Consider the following 19,697-nt stretch of genomic DNA (forward strand, 5'->3'; position numbering starts at 1 on the left):
TGATCATTCCATTTCCATGATTTCTTGCAACGTTTCTCCGAGCCATTTTTCTTGGTTTGCCGTTAGCTGTTCTTCCGTCATTTCACTAAAAAATGCTTCTGCTAATTTTTGAGGATCTTTCATTTCTAGTACTTTTCGTTTGCGCTTTGTTTGTTCTGCTCGGCCGTTTGCCCGTTCAATCCCCAAAATACGAGGATATATTTGCCGAAGCTGGTTCATCATATTCGGGATAATCGTTCTGTCCGTGAGATAGATATGGATATAATTTTCCCGATTGATGGACTGATAGAAGGCAGGATCCAACAATTCTTTAAAACTTGCTGTTATTTCTTCAATATCATGCAGTGGTTCGATCTCCCTAAAATTCAACTCTAGGTCTGTTGCCAGATCAACGATCCATACGCCTTTTTTCTGGTTGATCTCAGATAGAGAAAATTTCAACGGCGAGCCACTGTAGCGAGCATTATCTTGCCTTAAAGCAGCTTGATTATGCAAATGTCCTAGTGCTACATAATCAAATGGTGCAAGCAGTTCGCCTGGGATCGAATCCAGACCCCCTACTTCGATTTTCGTTTCCGAATCAGATTTTACACTTCCCATTACAAAAAAATGGCTAATCAGTACGTGTTTTTTCCCTGAATCGAACAGCTCTTCCATTTTATCTATCACTTTTGCTACCGCTTGCTGGATCGTGCGGATACTGTCATCTTCAAAATATAATCTGGCTGCAATTGGTTCAAAGTAAGGAAGAAAGAAAAATTGTATGTTGTTAAACTCGACTGGTTCGAAAGCTTCTGCTAGCTGCGTTCGCAAAAAATAGTTCGAATAACTGAACCATGGCGTACCAGCTGAAAGTCGCGTACTGCTATCGTGATTTCCTGATATAGCAAAAATTGGGATTCTTTCCTTTAAATTCCAATCAACTATCAATTCATTGTATAATGCTACGGCATCGACAGCCGGCACACTCCTATCATATAAGTCTCCTGCAATCACGATTGCCTCTACTTTTTCTTCTTTCGCGATATTCAGTATAGAAGATAATACATGACGTTGGTCTTCAATCAAGTCATAACCTTGTAGTTTTTTTCCGATATGCCAATCGGCTGTATGTAAAAAACGCATCCAATCACCCCAAAAAATGTCCTTCTAATCATTATAACACTTTGATCTATTACATGACACCCGTCTTCTATTTTGCACGTTGGAAAGCAAAAAGAGGGCAGACTTGACGTCTCTCCCTCGTTTTTCATCGAAAAGTCTGAACAGAACAGGAGATTCAAAAAGACCGCCCACTCCTAAACTTATCACTTTATTTTTTTTTGATTTCATATTTGAAATCTGGGTTCACTTCTTTGTCCAATTTATCAAAAGCCGCTTGTGTTCGTCGTTCGATCTCCGCCATTCCTTCTTTATCCGTTTTCTTGATATCTGATAGGTCGATTGGTTCACCGAAACGCACTGTCACTCTCTTACGCTTGAACAAATCCCCAAGTGTCAGCGGACCTTGGTATACGGCTGGCACGATTTTCGCTTTAGACATTCTGGAAATCAACGCCATCCCGCCTTTAAGTTCTGTAGCATGCCTTGTCCCACTGGGGAACATGATTAAACTCAAATTTGTCGATTTTAAAATCTTTACAGGTGTTTTAATGACACTTGGTCCTGGATTCTCTCTTTTAACTGGAAAAGCATTGGATCGAGTTAATATAAATCGCAGAACCGGATTTTTGAACAGTTCTTCTTTTGCCATAAAGCTGAATTCCTTCGGTGCTGCAGCTACCGCTAGATATAATGGGTCCCACCAAGTACGATGGGGGGCAACTAGTATGTAATTCTCATCTTGCGGTAATACTTCTTTATTCTCATAACGGGCATTTCCATTGACTAAAGCTAATAGTACTCGAACTACCCCTCGCATAAATCGATAAAACATAGTCTCTTCCTTTCCCTTCTTATGGTCATAGTATGCATAAAAAACAGAGGTTTGACAAGCCACCTTGGTTCTTTTTAATAAAAATAGTATAATACAAACGACTATTTTTTTCATTTTGGAGGGAATCCATGCTTCACGAAGACGAACGAATCGACCAATTATACGCAGAAGATATCAAAATTATCCAAAGTTCCCAAGTATTTTCTTTTTCTTTAGATGCTGTGCTACTTGCTCATTTCTCTCGTGTGCCTAAAAAAGGACAGATTGTTGACCTTTGCGCAGGTAATGGTGCAGTTGGCCTGTTTTTAAGCAAACGAACTCAAGCAGCTATTGATGCTATCGAACTTCAGCCTCGCCTAGCAGACATGGCAAGACGCAGCATCGCGCTGAACCATCTAGATGAACAGATGACAGTCCACACCATCGATCTGAAAGACAGCTTATCCGTCGTTCGGCATAATTCTTGTGACTTAGTCGTCTGCAATCCACCTTATTTCAAAGGGCTGCCAACAAATAAAACGAACCCTAATAAACACCTAGCAATCGCCCGTCATGAAATCCATACAACATTAGAAGAAGTGATCGACAATTCAAGTAAGTTACTAAAAACAAATGGGCGTTTCGCTATGGTCCATCGACCTGAACGATTCTTAGAGATCATCCAAATTATGCAAAATCATCGGATTGCACCTAAACGGATCCAATTTGTTTACCCAAAAGCTGGAAAAGAGGCAAATATTTTGTTAGTTGAAGGAATCAAAGATGGTAAATTAGATGGATTCAAAGTCGCTCCGCCATTGATCACTTACGATGCAGACGGGGAATACACAGCAGAGATTCGTGAGATGCTCTATGGCAAATAAACATTATTTTTACGTATTATTCTGTAAAGATCAGACATTTTACGGTGGGTACACAACAGACCTTTCTAGGAGACTAGGGGAACATAACAATGGTACTGGCGCTAAATATACACGTCTTCAAAAAAGAAGACCTGTTAAGATGATCCATGCAGAAGTATTTTCTTCAAGAAGCGAAGCAACAAAAGCAGAAGCTGCATTCAAAAAACTCACCCGAAAACAAAAAGAACATTATTTGAAGACACACTCAACCGTTTTGCTTCCTGAAAATAGATGACTGTTAAAAACACGATAAAAAAACTTCAGGCAAAAACAACTGTTTTTGCCTGAAGTTTTTTGTAGCTATTATTCTGATACGTTTGTCTCGCTGCTGTTCGTACTTGAACTTCCTCCTAGCAAGGCTTCGCTGACTAAGTGAATGTAATGTGTCATCCCTTCAGGATTTGGATGGACTTGATCATCATAAAACCAGTCACTGTGGTCATTACTGTAGCTATACCAATCAATCAGCGTCATATTGTCGTATTTTTTCGTCATCTGTTCAAGCATCGCATTCACGTCATTTTGCCAACGTTTCGTCGGTACTCGGACATTGACCCAGTATACTTTTCGATCACCGATTGCATCCATCACGCTATCAAACTGAGCTTCAGAGAATGAGCCATTCGTTCCTAATCCAATTAGAATAGTGTCTTTCAATAAATCTTGTTCCTTTAATTTTTCAATATACGGTACACTGGCGTATAATTGTCGCCCCACATCGCCATCTACCACTACTTTTGGATAAAGCTCTTGTAGATCAGTTGCAGCATCTAGCATAACTGAATCACCAAATGCCGTTAGCTCTAATTTTTGTGCCTTGTTTCCTTGGGCCTTAGACAACTCATACTTATCAAGAACCGCTTGGTCAACTGAACTAGTGGTATTTTCTGAATTGTTTCTGGTTTCTTCTGCTAATTTTTTACTTTCAGCGATCTTTGCCTGCAATTGTTTTTGATCGGCCGTTACAGCATTTTTCGGTGCCGTAACGAAACCAACGAATGCAATTGCTACAAGTAATGTGCCTGGAACGACCCATGGTTTGCTCTTACTGATGATCGGTTTGCTGAACCATCCTTTCATCACTTGGAATGTACGACCATAGTCAAAACGTGCTAGCGGACGTTCCACATATCGATAAGAAAGTTCACTGATGATTAAAATCAATGTAATTTCCACTAAAGTATGGAACAGAACATGATCAGCAATATCAGTCACTTTTGCTTCATAAAAAATCATAACTGGAAACTGATACAGATAAATCCCGTAGCTTCGTTTGCCAATCCAAGTAAATACTGGATTTGTCAGCCAACGATTCAAGCTTGCTCCAGGATGTGCTGTCACTGCAACTAGTACTACGCATAACAGACTCACTAGGAGCATCCCTCCATAATAGATGAAATTGTAATGATCATCTAAAAAGAAGAAGCAAAGAATCAGTGCCAACAGTGAGATTCCTCCAGCGATATTCAGGATACTTTTTGCTTGTTTCGGGATGTTTTTCTTCAAACGAGTACTTGGCCAAACAAAAGCGAGCGCACTTCCCAACCATATAGAAAACAGCCGGGTGTCCGTTCCATAATAAACACGAGTTGGATCGCCCCCTGGTGTATACAAAATCATCATCAAAATCGCAGAGAGGAAAGATGTACCTAACACGGTATAAAAGATCCATTTTCTTTTACGAACAAATACCATCAACAATACAAACAAGATTGGCCAAACCAAATAGTTTTGACCTTCTACCGCTAAAGACCAGATATGCGTAAACGGTGATTCATTAGCAAATCGGTTGAAATAAGATAAACCGTTATTGATTTGCCACCAATTGTTGACATACAGTAAGCTGCTGACGACAACTCCTCGAAGATTATTCAACAATCCTCGCTGGAACAAGGTGATATAAGCCGAAGCTGTAACAAGCATAAAAACGAGTGCCGGATAGAGTCTCTTCATTCTTCTGACATAAAATTGCCAAATATTGATTTTTCCATTTTGTTCCCATTCCTGCCTTAGCAGATCCGTGATCAGATAACCAGATACGACGAAAAAAATCGGAACGCCCAAATAGCCGCCTTTCATATTAGTTGGCAGAAGGTGATAGAAGATAACACCAACCACAGCTAATGAACGGAGCCCATCAAACCCAGTGATGTAGCGGCTGTTTTTTAACCTTTTTTGTTTTTCCATTCAATATTCCAACTTTTCATAAACTTTTTTCATTCGTAATATACGGGTATTAAGTGAAAATAGCAAGTAGAATCGTGTCCTTTCTCTACTATTTTTTTCTATCATCCCATAAATTTTAAAAAATAAACATGCTTTTTTTCAACTTTAAGAAAATTTCAAATAAAAAAGTAATTTCTATTTGCTGATCCGTCCTTTGGTAGAAAAAAACTGCAGACAAACGAATGTCTGTCTACAGTAGTATTTCATGAATTTTTGTCAAACTCGATCTAAATGCCATCCTCGTAGAAACGCCCAAGTATCTGGACATTTTCCGCGATACTTACAAAAGCTTGCGGATCAGAAGCTTTCATCGCTTCTCTGAGTAGAGGCAGTTCGTAACGTGTAACGATCGTCATCAATACTGTCTGCTTATCATGTTTATAAGCACCTTCTGCTTCATTGATGATCGTGATTCCTCTACGCATACAGTTTTGAATTTCATTCACTACTTTTTCTGGATGTTTCGTTACGATCATTACCTGCATTTTCTTTTGTTTAGTATAAACGACATCAGTTACTTTTCCACTGACGAAAATAGACAACGTACTGTAAAACATATATTGCCAGCCAAATAGAATCCCAGCAACAAAAACGATCAATGCATTGAAGTAGATCGAGATAGAACCAATCGACTTTCCTGTTTTTTTACGAATCGTGATACTCACGATATCTAGACCACCCGATGATAGGCCATTTCTCAACGCTAGCCCAATCCCTAGTCCCATCACAGCCCCACCAAACAACGCACAAATGATTGGATCGGTAGATAAGACTGTTTCCGGTAAAATATGGATACAAAGGGAGGTCAAAGTGACCGTGATAAAAGTGAAAATTGTAAACTTCTTCCCGATTTTGAACCACGCCAAGACGAACAAAGGTATATTCAGTAAATACAAAGTGGTTGATACCGGCACCTCGAACCCTATGAGTGATTTTGACAAAGTCGTCAAAATCTGAGCCAGGCCAGTAATACCACTTGAATAAATATGTCCTGGTTGATAAAAGAAATTCAATGCGACAGATGCGATCAACGCATAAACGATTGATACCGAAAGTTTGGTCGTGTAATCATGGTAAGCCCAATTTTCGAATGTTTTTTTCATGGAAAAGCCCCGCTTTATATGTTATGGCTTCATTATAAAGTGTTTTTCAATTAAATCAAGGTTGCCAAAAGAAGCAGATTCGACAAATCCTTTTTGCCTTTTTATCGGCTATTCTTCTATATTGGTTACATCAATATTCAATTCGAACAATTGTAAAGGTGAAACCATACTTGGTGCATCACTCATCACATCGGCTGCTTTTCCGTTTTTAGGAAAGGCAATGACTTCACGAATATTGTCTTCCCCTGCTAATAACATTGCAAAACGATCCAATCCTAATGCAATGCCGCCATGTGGAGGGAATCCGTAATCTAAAGCTGTTAGCAAGAAACCAAATTGTTCTTCCATTTGTTCTTTTGTAAAGCCTAAAGTTTTCAACACTTTTTCTTGAAGTTCCCGAGTATGGATCCGGATAGAACCTCCACCTAGTTCATAACCGTTCAAGACGATATCATAAGCTTCTGCATAGACTTTTGCAGGGTCTTCAGCTAGTAATGGGATATCTTCTGCTTTTGGCATCGTGAATGGATGGTGAGCAGAGACATATCGACCTTCTTCTTCTGAAAATTCAAATTGAGGCCAATCAGTTACCCATAAAAAATTGAATTTGGATTCATCGATTAGTCCTAATTCTTTTCCTAAACGTGTTCGGATAGCCCCTAATGCAGCAGCGACGATTTCACTTTTATCTGCGCCAAACATCAGCAAGTCACCTGGTTCTGCATCTGTTGCTTTGATGATTGCTTCTGTTGCTTCTACCATGAATTTAGCAATCGGGCCTTTCAAACCGTCTTCTTCCACTTTCAGCCATGCAAGTCCCTTAGCTCCGAATTGCCCTACATATTGTCCTAACTGATCCATATCTTTTCGTGAGTAGCGATCTGCAGCGCCCTTCGCATTCAATGCTTTCACGACTCCGCCGTTTTCAAGAGCCATTTGGAAGACTTTGAATTCTACTTCTTTGACTGTTTCGCTTAGATCGATCAATTCCATTTCAAAACGTGTATCCGGTTTGTCGCTGCCGTAGCGAGCCATTGCTTCATCATAGGTCATACGGGGAAATGGCAATGCGACTTCGATGCCGCGAACTTCTTTCATTACCTTCGCAATCAATCCCTCTGTGTAGGTTTGGATTTCTTCTGCTGTTAGGAACGTTGTTTCAATATCTACTTGCGTAAATTCAGGCTGACGATCTCCACGTAAATCTTCGTCACGGAAACAACGAACGATTTGATAATAACGGTCGAACCCAGCATTCATCAGCAATTGTTTGAACAGTTGAGGAGATTGCGGCAACGCATAGAAATGTCCAGCATGGACACGTGAAGGAACTAAATAGTCTCTTGCGCCTTCTGGTGTAGATTTTCCTAGGTAAGGTGTTTCAATATCTAGAAAGTCATTATCGTCTAAATAATGACGAATCGCTTTTGTTGTCGCATTTCTCAATTTGATGTTTTTAGTCATTTTGGGACGTCGCAGATCCAAATAACGATATTTCAAACGTATTTCGTCACTGATTGCTTGATCATCTTCAATTTGAAATGGCGGTGTTTTTGCTTGATTCAAAATCACGATTTCACTTGCAATCACTTCAAATTCACCAGTGGCCATTTTAGGATTTACTGCATTTTCACCGCGTCTTCTGACTATCCCAGTTACTTCGATCACGTATTCACTGCGGCATTTATCTGCGATTTCCCATGCTTCTTTGTTGATTTCAGGATTGAAGACGATTTGAACGATTCCTTCGCGATCACGTAGATCGATAAAGATTACTCCCCCAAGGTCTCGTCTTTTTTGTACCCATCCTTTTAATGTAACTGTTTGTTCTAATTGTTGTTCGGAAACTAATCCGCAATAAATCGTTCTTTGTGCCATTTCTTTTTTCCTCCTACTCGAATAAAGTCATTTCATCATAGACTTCATCAAAATGCTCATATATTTCTTCTAATGGAAAACTTTTTTCTTTTCGGCTTGCCATTGCTTTGACATTGATCGTTTGGCTAGCAAGCTCATCTTCACCGATCACCAATACTAATTTGGCATTCGCTTTATCTGCTGTCTTAAATTGTGCTTTTGCTTTACGGTTCATGAAGTCGCGGTCAGCTGAAAAACCGAAGTTTCGAATCGCTTGGACCACTTTCAATGCTTCGATATTTGTTTCGTCTCCGAGTGCGACCACATAAGCATCTAACTCATTAAATGCAGGGATAACTACTTCCTCTGCCTCCATAGTCAAGAGTAATCGCTCGATACCCATTGCAAATCCAAAGCCAGGTGTTGAAGGACCACCCAGTTCTTCCACTAGATTGTCATAACGTCCGCCTGCGCAAATCGTTGCTTGTGCCCCCATTTTCGGTGCGTCACTCATGATTTCAAAAATCGTATGCGTATAGTAATCTAATCCGCGAACCATGTTACTGTCGATTTCATAAGGAACAGCCAATGCATCCAGCATGGAAACAACGGTATCAAAATGTTTTTGAGCAGGTTCGCTTAAATAATCTAAGATAGATGGCGCATCTGCTACAAATTTTTGATCTCGTTTGTCCTTACTATCCAACACACGCAATGGATTTTCGTGAAGACGGCGTTTAGAGTCTTCACTCAACTCTGCTTCAAAAGGTAAAAGATAATCGATTAATGCTTGACGATAGGCTTGACGTGTGTCTTTATCACCCAATGAATTGATGACTAGACGGATTTGCGTGATTCCCAACTGTTTGAAGAAATCGAGTGCCATCACCATGCTCTCCACATCTGTTGCAGGATTCTCTGATCCAAATGCTTCTACTCCGATCTGATGGAATTGACGTAACCGTCCTTTTTGCGGACGTTCGTAGCGAAACATTGGTCCCATATAAAAAGTTTTGAACGGTTTTGCATACTCTGGACCGAACAATTTATGCTCAACAAAAGAACGAACGATTGGCGCTGTACCTTCTGGTCGAAGCGTCACATGACGTTCCCCTTTGTCATAAAAATCATACATTTCTTTTGAAACGATATCCGTCGTATCACCTACACTGCGGGATATCACTTCATAATGTTCAAAAATCGGTGTACGCATTTCATTATACTGATAATCTCTGAACAATAAACGTGCTGTTTCTTCGACAAACTGCCATTTTTCTGATTCGCCTGGCAAAATATCATTTGTTCCTTTTGGTCTTTGGAAACTCATAGTTTTCTCTCCCTTTCTTAGCTATGTAAATAAAAAAATCACCCTTGTTCATCATGAACAAGGGTGAATGAAATTCATACACGGTACCACCTAATTTTGAAAGATTTCTCTTTCCTCTTACGAATAACGCTCGTACGCGGGACGGCTTTTCACTCGTCCATCTCCAGAGTGTCTTTGGGCTAATGAAACTTTGGATCATTTTCAGCCTTGATGATCCTCTCTTGTAAAGTTTCAAAAACTTACTCGCTCTTTCATTGACATTTCGATATTACTTATAACCTACTAAAAACCAATCTCAAAGTCAAGAGTTATCTGACTATTTTCCCTCACAAAAACGTTTTAGTTCAGCTTTTTGTTCTTTTGTTTTAGACTAGATAAAAAAGGAGGAATCAGCTATGGCAGAAATAAGAATCGGACATTCACAAGTCTACGCAGAACAGCTTGGACTAGGAGCAAATGCCGTTGGGGGACACAATCTTTTTGACGGTTTGGAAGACGAAACAGGAAAACAAGTGGTTCGTACAGCTTTGAATAGCGGAATCAATTTGATCGATACCGCCTATGCTTATGGAAACGGCCGTTCTGAAGAACTGATCGGTGAGGTATTGAAGGAAAAAGAATATGATCGTTCACGTATCGTCATTGCTACAAAAGCTGCTCATGTGCCAAATAAAGGACGAACATTTGACAATTCACCCGAGTTTCTCAAACAATCGGTGGAAGACGCACTGAAACGTCTGCAAACTGATTACATTGACATTTTTTATATCCACTTTCCGGATAAAAGCACACCAAAAAATGAAGCAGTTGCTGCATTGCACGAATTGAAAGAAGCAGGAAAAATCCGAGCAGTTGGTGTATCGAACTTCACGTTAGAACAATTGAAAGAAGCGAATACAGATGGATATGTCGATGTAGTAGAAGATAAATACAGTTTGATCCATCGGCAGGCTGAAAAAGAATTATTTCCTTATCTTGAAAAAAACAAAATCAGCTTTGTCCCCTATTTTCCTCTTGCTTCCGGTTTACTGACAGGAAAATATGAACGTGGTCAGGAAAAACAATTCAGCGAAGGAGATCCTCGAAAAAGCAATCCGGATTTTCAAGGAGAACGTTTCAAAGAAATTTTAGCCGCTGTCGACATACTTCGCCCCATTGCTAAAAGATACCAAGCTACCCCTGCGCAACTTGTTCTAGCCTGGTATATGAAGAATCCGAGAGTGTCTGTAGTCATACCCGGAGCTAAACGTCCAGAGCAAGTCTCTGACAATGTCCAAGCTTTAGATTTGCATTTATCCAGTGAGGATTATCAAACCATTGATGAAGCATTTCACAGATTTTGAGCAATTGACCTTATCCACTTATAGTAGTATGAAAAAAGGAAGATCAAACAGTGCTGATCTTCCTTTTTTCGATAAGTTTATACTAATCTAATTCTTATAAAGTAGCGCTCGGCTGTTTGGATAAGTCGGAAACTGATTGAATGGGATCGTCCAGTCTTGTTCAGGTACAGAGAATTCAAACTTGTTTACTAACTGATCGGAAAACACACGTAGGCTGTGGAGAGTGATCCATTCTCCTGCGCAGCGATGCATTTGTCGAAAATCTCCTCCACCTTGTGCAATCATCTCATATTCTTCTTTATATGAAATATCTTTTGCTTTTCCTAAATATCGTTTGATCATAAAGGAATCTGGTGCTTCAATCGTTCGTTCATCATGATCTGTTCCATATAAATCTAGAATGACCCAACTATCTTCTGGTATACGATAACCATCGACTTCTACTTCTTTCAGAGAAATCGCAGGTAACATCGGAAAGAACGGATAATAGCGTCTCATTTCTTGAATGAACGGATCTTGCAACGTAGAAAAGTCGTTTTTCAATTGTTGGTACAAATCAGGTCTGCTGAAAAGCGCGTGTCCCATCAACGCCGCCCATACAGTCAAAGCAACTGTCGGACGGATGATATTCAATAATTCAACAGCTGCTACTTCCAGAGGCAAAAGCTGTCCGTCTAGATCTGTGGCATTGGCAAATGCATACAATGCCACATTTTCTTTTCCAGCCACAGGATTTTTCCGAGCTTCCTCAATCAAACTTTGCGCCCATTTCTCTGATTTCTTGCGATTTTCGACACCTTTTATGTGATCAATCGGAGAAGTAAACGTTCCGCTGATCATGGAGATTTGATATTCTGCTAATTTTTCGACTTCATCCTTAGAAAGCAAAGATAAATTGATACCTGCCCACTCACAAATCGATGTAAAGAAAACCATCTTGCTTAAATCAAATAATTCAAATTGACCATGCTGTGTTTCAAGTGCTTGCGTCAGGTTCTTATCTAAGATACGATGATAATCTTCCATTCTTTCGGGGGTCATCAGATCCATAAAAATATTTTTCCGATGATGATGGGCAGCTCCATCCAAAGTCTGTACTCCACCTTGACCAAAAAGTGTCTTCAACACTAATTTTGGCATAGCACCTTTTCGTTTGAAATTTCTTGGGTCATAAAATATTTTTGCCGCTGACGATCCGTAGATCACAATAGCTTCTTTATTGAAAATCTTTGCTTTGACAACGGGAGCGTCTGCTTCATGACGTAACTCCTCCAACATGTTGTATCCCTTTTGATACAATCTTTTTAGATCCGTGATTTTGACATCTACTACTGGTACTTCTTTCATCTTCAGCAACCTCCTAAAAATAACTTGTATAATTTAAGCTTAACTTTTTTTCTGACTGCTGACAAAAGAAGCGCTTTTTGTAGACGAGAAAAAAGTCGCTTAAGTTAGAGTTTTTCAGTCTAACTTAAACGACTTGATTTATATTTCTTATTGATGAAAACTAACTGACTTTATTTGTTTTTAGAATCAATAATAATCGTTACAGGTCCATCATTGACGAGAGAAATCGACATATCTGCTCCGAATTGTCCGGTAGCGACTGTGATGCCGCGACTTCTGATTCCTTCATTGAACGATTCGTATAAAGGAATAGCTATTTCTGGTCGTGCGGCTTCCACAAAACTTGGTCGATTTCCTTTTTTCGTATCCGCAAATAGTGTGAATTGAGAGACACTTAAAATTTGTCCTCCTACGTCTTCTACACTAATATTCATTTTTCCTTGATCATCTTCAAAAATACGCATTTGTGCGATTTTTTTTACTAGATATTCCACATCTTTTGGCGTATCTGTTTCATGGATACCTAATAAAACGAGTAGGCCACAGCCAATTTTTCCAATCTCTTGCTGATCAACTGACACTGCCGCTTGACTCACCCGTTGAATGACTGCTCTCATATCTGGCCCTCCTATCCATTCGTCCGGCGTACACTGTAGACATCAGGTACTGCTTTGATTTTATCCACGATACTTTTTAGGTGGGACAAATTCTGGATACCAACCGTCAAATGGATTGTCGCCATTTTATCTTTATTCGTCCGAGCTTCGACGCTGTTGAGATTTTTCGTCAGCGCATTGACTGTTTGAAGTACATCATTCAATAAGCCTGAACGGTTATAGCCGTAGATTTCCAAGTCTGCATCATACTCTTTTCGTGTATTCGATGTATCTTCCCATTCGACTTCAATCAAACGTTCTGCTACATTTGGTTTATCAGGCTGAACATTCGGACAATCTCGACGATGGATGGATATCCCTCTGCCTTTAGTGATGTAGCCAACGATATCATCACCAGGAATCGGATTACAGCATCGGCTGATACGAATCAGTAAGTTTTCTACCCCTTGAATGACAACGCCACCTTCATGACGTACTTTCATTTTCTCAGGTTCTTTTTTCGGCTGATTCATGATTTCTTCTGCTTCTTGCTTTTGCTGCTCGATTTTTTGTTCTTTCCGTTCTTTTTCTGTCAGACGATTGGCCATCGTCAAAGGACTGACTTCCCCATATCCTACAGCTGCATATAAATCATCTTCTGATTGATAGTTAAAACGATCAAGTGCTTCTTGAAGTTTGTTTTTTGTCAAAATATCTTTAGGTGTAAACCCTAAATCTGTAATACACTTGACCACAGACTCGTGACCTTTGATCACATTTTCTTCCCGATCTTGTGCTTTGAAGAAACGCTTGATCTTATTTCTTGCTTTGCTAGTTGCCACCAATTTCAACCAGTCACGACTTGGACCAAATGAATTTGGAGAAGTCATGATTTCTATGATATCCCCGTTTTTTAATTTGTAATCAAGTTGCACCATTTTGCCATTTACTTTTGCACCAGTGGTTTTATTACCGATATCTGTATGGATACTGTATGCAAAGTCCAGTGGTCCAGATCCTTTTGGCAGCTCAGTAACGTCTCCTTTGGGCGTGAAGACATAGACTTTATCACTAAAGATATCTCCTTTTACACCTTCCATAAATTCAGAGGCATCATAGCTTTCATCTTGGAGTTCAAGTATCTCATGGAACCAGCTTAATTGTTTCGTCATACCATCTGGTTCTACTTTTTCATTTTTTCCTTCTTTATACGCCCAGTGCGCAGCCACCCCAAATTCAGCAATTTCATGCATTTCCTGTGTACGGATTTGGATTTCTACTGGATTTCCTGCCGGACCAATCACTGTAGTATGCAAAGATTGGTACATATTAGCTTTCGGCATGGCAATATAGTCCTTGAATCTGCCAGGCATTGGTTTCCATTTTGTGTGGATCGCACCTAATACAGCATAACAATCCTTGATTGAGTCTACGATTACTCGAATAGCTAGCAAGTCATAGATTTCGTTGAACTGCTTTTTCTGGTCTTTCATTTTACGATAGATCGAATAAATATGTTTTGGCCGTCCATAGATCTCTGCAAAAATCCCCAGCTCTTCTGTTGCTACTCGAATATCCTCAACAGTACCATTCACGTATTTTTCACGTTCTTCTCGCTTCGTCTGCATCAAATGAACGATACGGTAATACTGTTTTGGATTAAGATAACGAAGTGCTGTATCTTCTAATTCCCATTTGATTCGGCTGATACCTAAACGATGTGCAAGAGGTGCATAGATTTCTAAAGTTTCTTGAGCAATCCTTCTTTGCTTATCTTCCCGCAGATGTTTCAACGTACGCATGTTATGTAGTCTATCAGCTAATTTGACCATGATAACGCGTAAATCTTGAGCCATTGCCAGCAGCATCTTTCGATGGTTTTCTGCTAGCTGCTCTTCGTGGGATTTGTATTTTATTTTCCCTAATTTGGTTACTCCGTCTACTAACATAGCGACATCATCGCCAAATTCTTCTCTCAGATCTTCTAAGGTGACTTCTGTATCTTCAACAACATCATGCAAGAAGCCAGTAGCCACTGTGTGGGGGTCCATTTTTAAATCTGCTAATATACCTGCGACTTGGATAGGATGGATAATGTAGGGTTCTCCTGATTTTCTAAACTGTCCGTCATGTGCAGCAGTCGCATATTCGCATGCTTTCTCAACAAATGCTACATGTTCGGGCCCCATATATTGACTAACGAGCTTTATGACACCGGGACCCGTTAAAATTTCTTCTTTTGGCACAGGAATCGATCCCCCTTTCTTTTTCGGTAAAACAGGAATCGGGACAAATATCTGTTTGATAGTTGCCCCAAAATCCGTGAAGTTATACATTTTTTTACGGAAATGTTCGCTTTTAAAAAGCTTTTTCAAACAATTTTTCGTATTCATTGTACAAATAATTGTTTCTATTATACAAATTGTTCCCTATTTTTTCAATTCTTTCCGTCGATACTCTTTTATTGTTGAAAAACGTTAGCTATGAGAGGGATCCATTAACTCCCATTGATAGCTAGCAGCACTTAATAAATAAAGAGGCGCTGTTTCTGTACGGAGGATTCTTGGTCCTAATCCACATAGTATCCCTTTGTGTTCTACGAAATAATTGATTTCCTCGTGGGATAAGCCGCCTTCTGGTCCAAAGACAGCTAAGATTCGACTGCCCGGTTTTGTTTCACTAAGAATTTTGGCTACATTTGATTTTTCGCCTTGCTTTGCTGATTCCTCATAAGCAACCAAGACCACGTCATAATCATCTAGCCGTTCAAATAAGTCACGTTTCGTTTCCAGTAACTCTACTGAGGGCACGATTTGCCGATGGGATTGTTCTGCTGCCTCTTGAGCAATCTTTTCAAGCCTTTGTTGTCGCTTCATGCGTTTCTTTGCATCCCATTTAACCACAGAGGCTGATGCCGGAAACCCAAGAAAAGCTTGTGCGCCTAATTCAGTGGATTTCTGAATAATCCAATCCAACTTCTCTCCTTTAGGATAGCCGCTCGCTATGGTTATCGAACTTGGCAATTCCTTTTGGTTTTCTTCTTTTTTAATTTCTTTCAGATAAACAGCATCTTCGGTGATTTTTGTGATTTCTGCAACAACGGCTATCTGATCATTGAATGCCAAAAAAACTTCATCTTTCGGTTCCATTCTCATAACCCGTACAATGTGATGATAGGTTTCCCCTTTTAAAATAAAATTGTCTTTTGGTTCATACGATTCTTTCAAAAAATATCGCTGCATCTATTCCACCTCTGGTTTTTTCAAAATAATTGCATACCAGTCTTTTTGTTGGAAAATTTGATCCACGATGAATCCTTGTTCTATCATAGCATCTAGAACCATTTGCTTCTTCTCTTCAATGATTCCTGAAACGATCAATGTCCCTGTTTGTTTTAGTAAACGCCAAGCATCCGGGATCATCAATAAGATGATATTTGCTAAAATGTTCGCAACGATTACATCACTTTCAATCTCGATTCCTTTCAAAAGATCATTAGCTGATACGTGGACATCTTTGGCTACTTCATTCATATCCATATTTTCTTTCGCTGAACGAACGGCTACTTCGTCTAAATCAAAGGCATAGACATCTTTCGCACCAAGATATTTTGCTGCAATACTTAGTACACCCGAACCAGTTCCAACATCTAACAATGTTTCGCCACCACGCAATACTGTTTCTAGTGCTGTCAATGTCAAAGAAGTCGTCGGATGGGTGCCTGTTCCAAACGCCATACCTGGATCTAATGTGATGATTTTTTCTAGAGGATCTTCTGTCTGATAGTTTTCCCAGCTTGGCGCAACCGTCAGCATTCGCGTAATACGCACCGGATGATAATATTTCTTCCATGCTGTTGCCCAATTGCTTTCCTCTACTTCGCTAACAGTTACTTTGTTTTTTCCAATCGCTAGACCAAACTCAGGCAATTGCGTGATACGATCTTTGATAAAAGGCAAGATTTCCGGTAAAAAAGTCGTTTCTGGAAAATAAGCCATGACTAGCGCGCCTTCTTTCAACGATGTAAAATCATTTTTATCTAAAATTTCACCATATTGATCCGATTTAAAATGTTCAACATCTAAAGAGTCTTCAATCGCAACACCACTCGCTCCTGCCTCCATCAAAATATTAGCGACCGCTTCGACTGCTTCACTTTCGGTTTCTACTTTTACTTCATTCCATTTCATGTCTGTCACTCCTTAATAACTTGGGTACGGTAAATAAGTCTCTGTTTCATTTTGCTGTTTTGCTTCTACTAACTCTGCTAGTTTCTGATTATCCCAATGGAGTTCGAATACAGCTTCGTCATCATCTTCATCTAAAAAATCAAGCAAATCACTTTGCCCTTGTGCTAATACTTCATTCAAATATTCCACTAAAGAATCAGCTACTGATTTTGCCAACCCTTTTTTTCCTTCATAGGGGATTGCTGCTAGATAATTTTGTTCATCAAAAACAGATTTCTGAGGATTAAAAAGGAGTACGCCATCTTCAAATTCGATAATTGGTTCTTGCGAAACAATCCCTTCTGCATCATCAATCTCAAATTGTGCTTTATTTTCCGCAAACAAACGAACAACGATTTCGATCGTATGATTTTTTGTATCCCAATCTAAAGCCACATCATAGTCCGTCACTTGTTTTTCGATTATTTCATCTAAGTATGTTAATAGATCCTTCTTTTTCATTTTCTTTCCTCCAACCCCAATCTTCCTCGATTTGGTTTTTTCTTTGTAAAGAGATATATGGATTGCCAGACACAACAAAACGCAACGGCTTTTCTGTCCATTCCCCTTTGTTCGGGATACCGATCCTAGGCAAAGCATCGATTTTTTTTGGTATCTTCTTTTTCTCAAAAACTAAACGTAATGAACTATCTGCTATAGACTGACCGTAGAGTTCTTGAGGAATTGCTAATGCTTCCACTAATTTTCCAGGACCGTTGCTGATATCTGGACCAGTTTTTCCACCACGATTTTTACTCATTTGTTCAATCATTGCAGCTGGTTCGATTGCACGTATCATTACTCCTTGAGGAATCCCTTCTGGCTGAGTGATGATGTTCAAAATCCGATGAGTATGCATCGTGTAAAGGTAGATCGTACCTGGTTTTTCATACATTGCCCGCACACGTGGTGTTCTTCTTAAACCATAGCTATGGGCGGCCTCGTCTTCTGGACCTAGGTATGCTTCCGCGTCTACAATATATCCAGCTAATCTTCCTTCTGGTGTTTCATGCTCCAAATACATCCCCAATAAATCCCGCGCTACTTCCGGCGTCGTTTTATTCCAAAAAAATTCATCTATCTTTTGTTTATCCGTCATTTTTCTCACCTACTTTATCATACACAATATTAGTTGGATAAGCTATGAAAACAAAACAACAGAAGGCTGTTCTTTCTAGCTATATTACTAAATATGTTATAATTAAGGAACGTAAAAACAAGAAGGAGGAAAATCCTATGCAACAGCCATTGGCTTATCGCATGCGACCTCGAACGATCGATGAAGTCGTTGGTCAGCAGCATCTAGTCGGTGAAGGAAAAATCATACGCCGCATGGTCGATGCTCGCATGCTCTCTTCCATGATTTTATATGGGCCTCCTGGTACTGGAAAAACGAGTATCGCAAGTGCGATTGCCGGTTCTACTAATTATGCATTTCGCATGCTGAACGCTGCTACAGATTCAAAAAAAGATCTGCAGGTTGTAGCGGAAGAAGCTAAAATGAGTGGTACTGTGATCCTCTTATTGGATGAAGTACACCGATTAGATAAAACAAAACAGGATTTTCTGCTTCCTCATTTAGAAAGTGGCCGAATCATCTTGATCGGAGCGACTACTGAAAATCCTTATATTACTATCAATCCAGCGATCCGCAGCCGCACACAGATTTTTGAAGTCAAGCCATTAATAGAGCAAGACATCCAGTTGGCAGTGGAACATGCCTTAAAGGATAAGGAACGCGGTCTTAGTCAACAAGCAATTCAGTTAGATGAAGAGGCTCTTCTTCACCTTTCGCGTGCAACGAATGGCGATTTGCGTAGTGCATTGAATGGATTGGAACTGGCTGCACGATCGACTCCTCCAGATAAAGAAGGAAAGATTCATCTTACTCTGTCGATTATCGAAGAATGTGTCCAAAGAAAAGCTCTTACCCATGACAAAAATGGAGATGCTCATTATGACGTTATTTCAGCGTTTCAAAAATCGATTCGCGGAAGTGATGTGGATGCTGCCCTTCATTATCTCGCCCGTCTAGTTGAAGCAGGTGATCTGGCAAGTATTTGTCGTCGCCTGATGGTTATCGGTTATGAAGATATAGGTTTAGGCAATCCTGCTGCTGCTGCGCGTACAGTAAACGCTGTATTAGCTGCTGAACGATTAGGGTTACCTGAGGCACGTATCCCGCTAGCAGATGTCGTCGTTGATCTTTGCTTGTCGCCCAAATCCAATTCTGCCTATATGGCATTAGATGCAGCACTTGCTGATATTCGAGAGGGTAAAGCTGGAGATGTTCCCGACCACTTGAGAGATAGCCATTACAAAGGTGCGAAATCCCTCAACCGCGGTGTGGGTTATCAGTATCCTCATCATTTCGATCATGCTTGGGTCGATCAGCAATATTTACCAGATAGGCTAAAAAATGTTCAATATTACCAGCCAAAGGATACAGGAAAATATGAACAGGCGCTAGGTCAACAGTATTACCGCATAAAAGAGTGGAAAAAACATCCCCCAAAAAATTAAACAAGAAAACGGTTCTATTTCTGCGAGCTCTCTCATTGCTCTTTTTAAATTCATATGCTACTATAGAGACGGGAAATCTGTGATGTTCGAATTGTCCTCTTTGTGTGTTGACCGAACATTTTTATTGATATCTTGGGACCCGTCTTGTGTCACTGCTGGTAACATGCCTTATCATTTGGTAGTTCGAAGCTACGACCATGGGACCCACCTGCTTGAATTCGCGGGATCAATACTACAGGACAAATAACGGCATTAACGGAGATTACCATCTTTTAAAGAATAAAGCAATTTGCTCTTGGCAAATTGCT

Annotated in this window: 17 protein-coding genes and 1 other RNA gene; 5 read left to right on the top strand and 13 right to left on the bottom strand. The window is 39.9% G+C overall.

What is annotated here, in order from left to right; genetic code table 11:
* Positions 1-3: 3 nt before the first annotated feature.
* Positions 4-1,125 (bottom strand): exonuclease SbcCD subunit D, encoded by a 1,122-nt coding sequence (locus tag IGK53_RS11235; RefSeq protein ID WP_002328909.1) that lies wholly within the window; start codon positions 1,123-1,125, stop codon positions 4-6.
* Between the two features lie 187 nt (positions 1,126-1,312).
* Positions 1,313-1,936, bottom strand: coding sequence for a lysophospholipid acyltransferase family protein (locus tag IGK53_RS11240; RefSeq protein WP_002309961.1), 624 nt, complete (start codon positions 1,934-1,936; stop codon positions 1,313-1,315).
* A 128-nt stretch (positions 1,937-2,064) separates the two neighbouring features.
* Here IGK53_RS11240 and IGK53_RS11245 point away from each other — a divergent pair, with 128 nt between their 5' ends.
* Positions 2,065-2,799 (top strand): tRNA1(Val) (adenine(37)-N6)-methyltransferase, encoded by a 735-nt coding sequence (locus tag IGK53_RS11245; protein ID WP_002328908.1) that lies wholly within the window; start codon positions 2,065-2,067, stop codon positions 2,797-2,799.
* On the top strand, positions 2,789-3,073 hold the full coding sequence (locus IGK53_RS11250; RefSeq protein WP_002309959.1) for a GIY-YIG nuclease family protein: 285 nt from the start codon (positions 2,789-2,791) through the stop codon (positions 3,071-3,073). Before IGK53_RS11245 ends, IGK53_RS11250 begins: the two co-directional genes overlap by 11 nt.
* Before the next feature lie 68 nt (positions 3,074-3,141).
* Here the strand turns inward: IGK53_RS11250 and IGK53_RS11255 are convergent, their stop codons facing one another.
* The 4 genes from IGK53_RS11255 to hisS form a co-directional block, all read right to left on the bottom strand.
* Entirely contained in the window at positions 3,142-5,025 is a 1,884-nt protein-coding gene (locus IGK53_RS11255) for an acyltransferase family protein (protein ID WP_002328907.1), read from the bottom strand.
* Positions 5,026-5,291: 266 nt separating this feature from the next.
* Positions 5,292-6,167, bottom strand: coding sequence for a YitT family protein (locus IGK53_RS11260; protein ID WP_002291388.1), 876 nt, complete (start codon positions 6,165-6,167; stop codon positions 5,292-5,294).
* 108 nt (positions 6,168-6,275) lie between these two features.
* Positions 6,276-8,045 (bottom strand): aspartate--tRNA ligase, encoded by a 1,770-nt coding sequence (gene aspS, locus IGK53_RS11265; protein WP_002291387.1) that lies wholly within the window; start codon positions 8,043-8,045, stop codon positions 6,276-6,278.
* A 13-nt stretch (positions 8,046-8,058) separates the two neighbouring features.
* Positions 8,059-9,351 (bottom strand): histidine--tRNA ligase, encoded by a 1,293-nt coding sequence (gene hisS, locus IGK53_RS11270; protein ID WP_002291383.1) that lies wholly within the window; start codon positions 9,349-9,351, stop codon positions 8,059-8,061.
* A 395-nt stretch (positions 9,352-9,746) separates the two neighbouring features.
* Between hisS and IGK53_RS11275 the strand changes: the two genes are divergently transcribed.
* Entirely contained in the window at positions 9,747-10,694 is a 948-nt protein-coding gene (locus IGK53_RS11275; RefSeq protein ID WP_002291381.1) for an aldo/keto reductase, read from the top strand.
* Between the two features lie 87 nt (positions 10,695-10,781).
* Here IGK53_RS11275 and IGK53_RS11280 read toward each other — a convergent pair whose 3' ends face one another.
* From IGK53_RS11280 to IGK53_RS11310, 7 genes are all read right to left on the bottom strand, one after another.
* Positions 10,782-12,041, bottom strand: a complete 1,260-nt coding sequence (locus IGK53_RS11280; RefSeq protein WP_002291378.1) for a cytochrome P450 — start codon at positions 12,039-12,041, stop codon at positions 10,782-10,784.
* Positions 12,042-12,211: 170 nt separating this feature from the next.
* Positions 12,212-12,658: a D-aminoacyl-tRNA deacylase gene (dtd, locus tag IGK53_RS11285; RefSeq protein WP_002291377.1), complete on the bottom strand. Its 447-nt coding sequence runs from the start codon at positions 12,656-12,658 to the stop codon at positions 12,212-12,214.
* Positions 12,659-12,669: 11 nt separating this feature from the next.
* Positions 12,670-14,883 carry a RelA/SpoT family protein gene (locus IGK53_RS11290; protein WP_002315645.1) on the bottom strand — a complete coding sequence of 738 codons (2,214 nt, stop codon included), beginning with the start codon at positions 14,881-14,883 and terminating at the stop codon, positions 12,670-12,672.
* A gap of 231 nt (positions 14,884-15,114) precedes the next feature.
* Positions 15,115-15,879, bottom strand: coding sequence for a 16S rRNA (uracil(1498)-N(3))-methyltransferase (locus IGK53_RS11295; RefSeq protein WP_002291369.1), 765 nt, complete (start codon positions 15,877-15,879; stop codon positions 15,115-15,117).
* Complete coding sequence (gene prmA, locus IGK53_RS11300) at positions 15,880-16,827, bottom strand: 50S ribosomal protein L11 methyltransferase (protein WP_002291367.1); 948 nt, start codon at positions 16,825-16,827, stop codon at positions 15,880-15,882.
* Between the two features lie 12 nt (positions 16,828-16,839).
* Entirely contained in the window at positions 16,840-17,328 is a 489-nt protein-coding gene (locus IGK53_RS11305; protein WP_002291366.1) for a DUF3013 family protein, read from the bottom strand.
* Positions 17,294-17,965 (bottom strand): DNA-3-methyladenine glycosylase, encoded by a 672-nt coding sequence (locus IGK53_RS11310; RefSeq protein ID WP_002291364.1) that lies wholly within the window; start codon positions 17,963-17,965, stop codon positions 17,294-17,296. Before IGK53_RS11310 ends, IGK53_RS11305 begins: the two co-directional genes overlap by 35 nt.
* Positions 17,966-18,102: 137 nt before the next feature.
* Here IGK53_RS11310 and IGK53_RS11315 point away from each other — a divergent pair, with 137 nt between their 5' ends.
* Together IGK53_RS11315 and ssrS are read left to right on the top strand one after the other, a co-directional pair.
* Complete coding sequence (locus tag IGK53_RS11315) at positions 18,103-19,389, top strand: replication-associated recombination protein A (protein WP_002328905.1); 1,287 nt, start codon at positions 18,103-18,105, stop codon at positions 19,387-19,389.
* Positions 19,390-19,460: 71 nt separating this feature from the next.
* A non-coding RNA gene (ssrS, locus tag IGK53_RS11320) (6S RNA) lies at positions 19,461-19,655 on the top strand.
* Positions 19,656-19,697: the final 42 nt, after the last annotated feature.

The organism is Enterococcus sp. DIV1224 (genome assembly GCF_050555455.1).
Taxonomy (GTDB): Bacteria; Bacillota; Bacilli; order Lactobacillales; family Enterococcaceae; genus Enterococcus_B; species Enterococcus_B lactis.

Bases quoted from the DNA above. Each gene is read 5' to 3' on its own strand.
- IGK53_RS11295 (WP_002291369.1), bottom strand. From the start codon at position 15,879: ATGCAGCGATATTTTTTGAAAGAATCGTATGAACCAAAAGACAATTTT.
- IGK53_RS11315 (WP_002328905.1), top strand. From the start codon at position 18,103: ATGCAACAGCCATTGGCTTATCGCATGCGACCTCGAACGATCGATGAA.
- IGK53_RS11280 (WP_002291378.1), bottom strand. From the start codon at position 12,041: ATGAAAGAAGTACCAGTAGTAGATGTCAAAATCACGGATCTAAAAAGA.
- IGK53_RS11245 (WP_002328908.1), top strand. From the start codon at position 2,065: ATGCTTCACGAAGACGAACGAATCGACCAATTATACGCAGAAGATATC.
- aspS (WP_002291387.1), bottom strand. From the start codon at position 8,045: ATGGCACAAAGAACGATTTATTGCGGATTAGTTTCCGAACAACAATTA.
- IGK53_RS11310 (WP_002291364.1), bottom strand. From the start codon at position 17,965: ATGACGGATAAACAAAAGATAGATGAATTTTTTTGGAATAAAACGACG.
- IGK53_RS11305 (WP_002291366.1), bottom strand. From the start codon at position 17,328: ATGAAAAAGAAGGATCTATTAACATACTTAGATGAAATAATCGAAAAA.
- dtd (WP_002291377.1), bottom strand. From the start codon at position 12,658: ATGAGAGCAGTCATTCAACGGGTGAGTCAAGCGGCAGTGTCAGTTGAT.
- hisS (WP_002291383.1), bottom strand. From the start codon at position 9,351: ATGAGTTTCCAAAGACCAAAAGGAACAAATGATATTTTGCCAGGCGAA.
- IGK53_RS11250 (WP_002309959.1), top strand. From the start codon at position 2,789: ATGGCAAATAAACATTATTTTTACGTATTATTCTGTAAAGATCAGACA.
- IGK53_RS11260 (WP_002291388.1), bottom strand. From the start codon at position 6,167: ATGAAAAAAACATTCGAAAATTGGGCTTACCATGATTACACGACCAAA.
- IGK53_RS11240 (WP_002309961.1), bottom strand. From the start codon at position 1,936: ATGTTTTATCGATTTATGCGAGGGGTAGTTCGAGTACTATTAGCTTTA.
- prmA (WP_002291367.1), bottom strand. From the start codon at position 16,827: ATGAAATGGAATGAAGTAAAAGTAGAAACCGAAAGTGAAGCAGTCGAA.
- IGK53_RS11235 (WP_002328909.1), bottom strand. From the start codon at position 1,125: ATGCGTTTTTTACATACAGCCGATTGGCATATCGGAAAAAAACTACAA.
- IGK53_RS11255 (WP_002328907.1), bottom strand. From the start codon at position 5,025: ATGGAAAAACAAAAAAGGTTAAAAAACAGCCGCTACATCACTGGGTTT.
- IGK53_RS11275 (WP_002291381.1), top strand. From the start codon at position 9,747: ATGGCAGAAATAAGAATCGGACATTCACAAGTCTACGCAGAACAGCTT.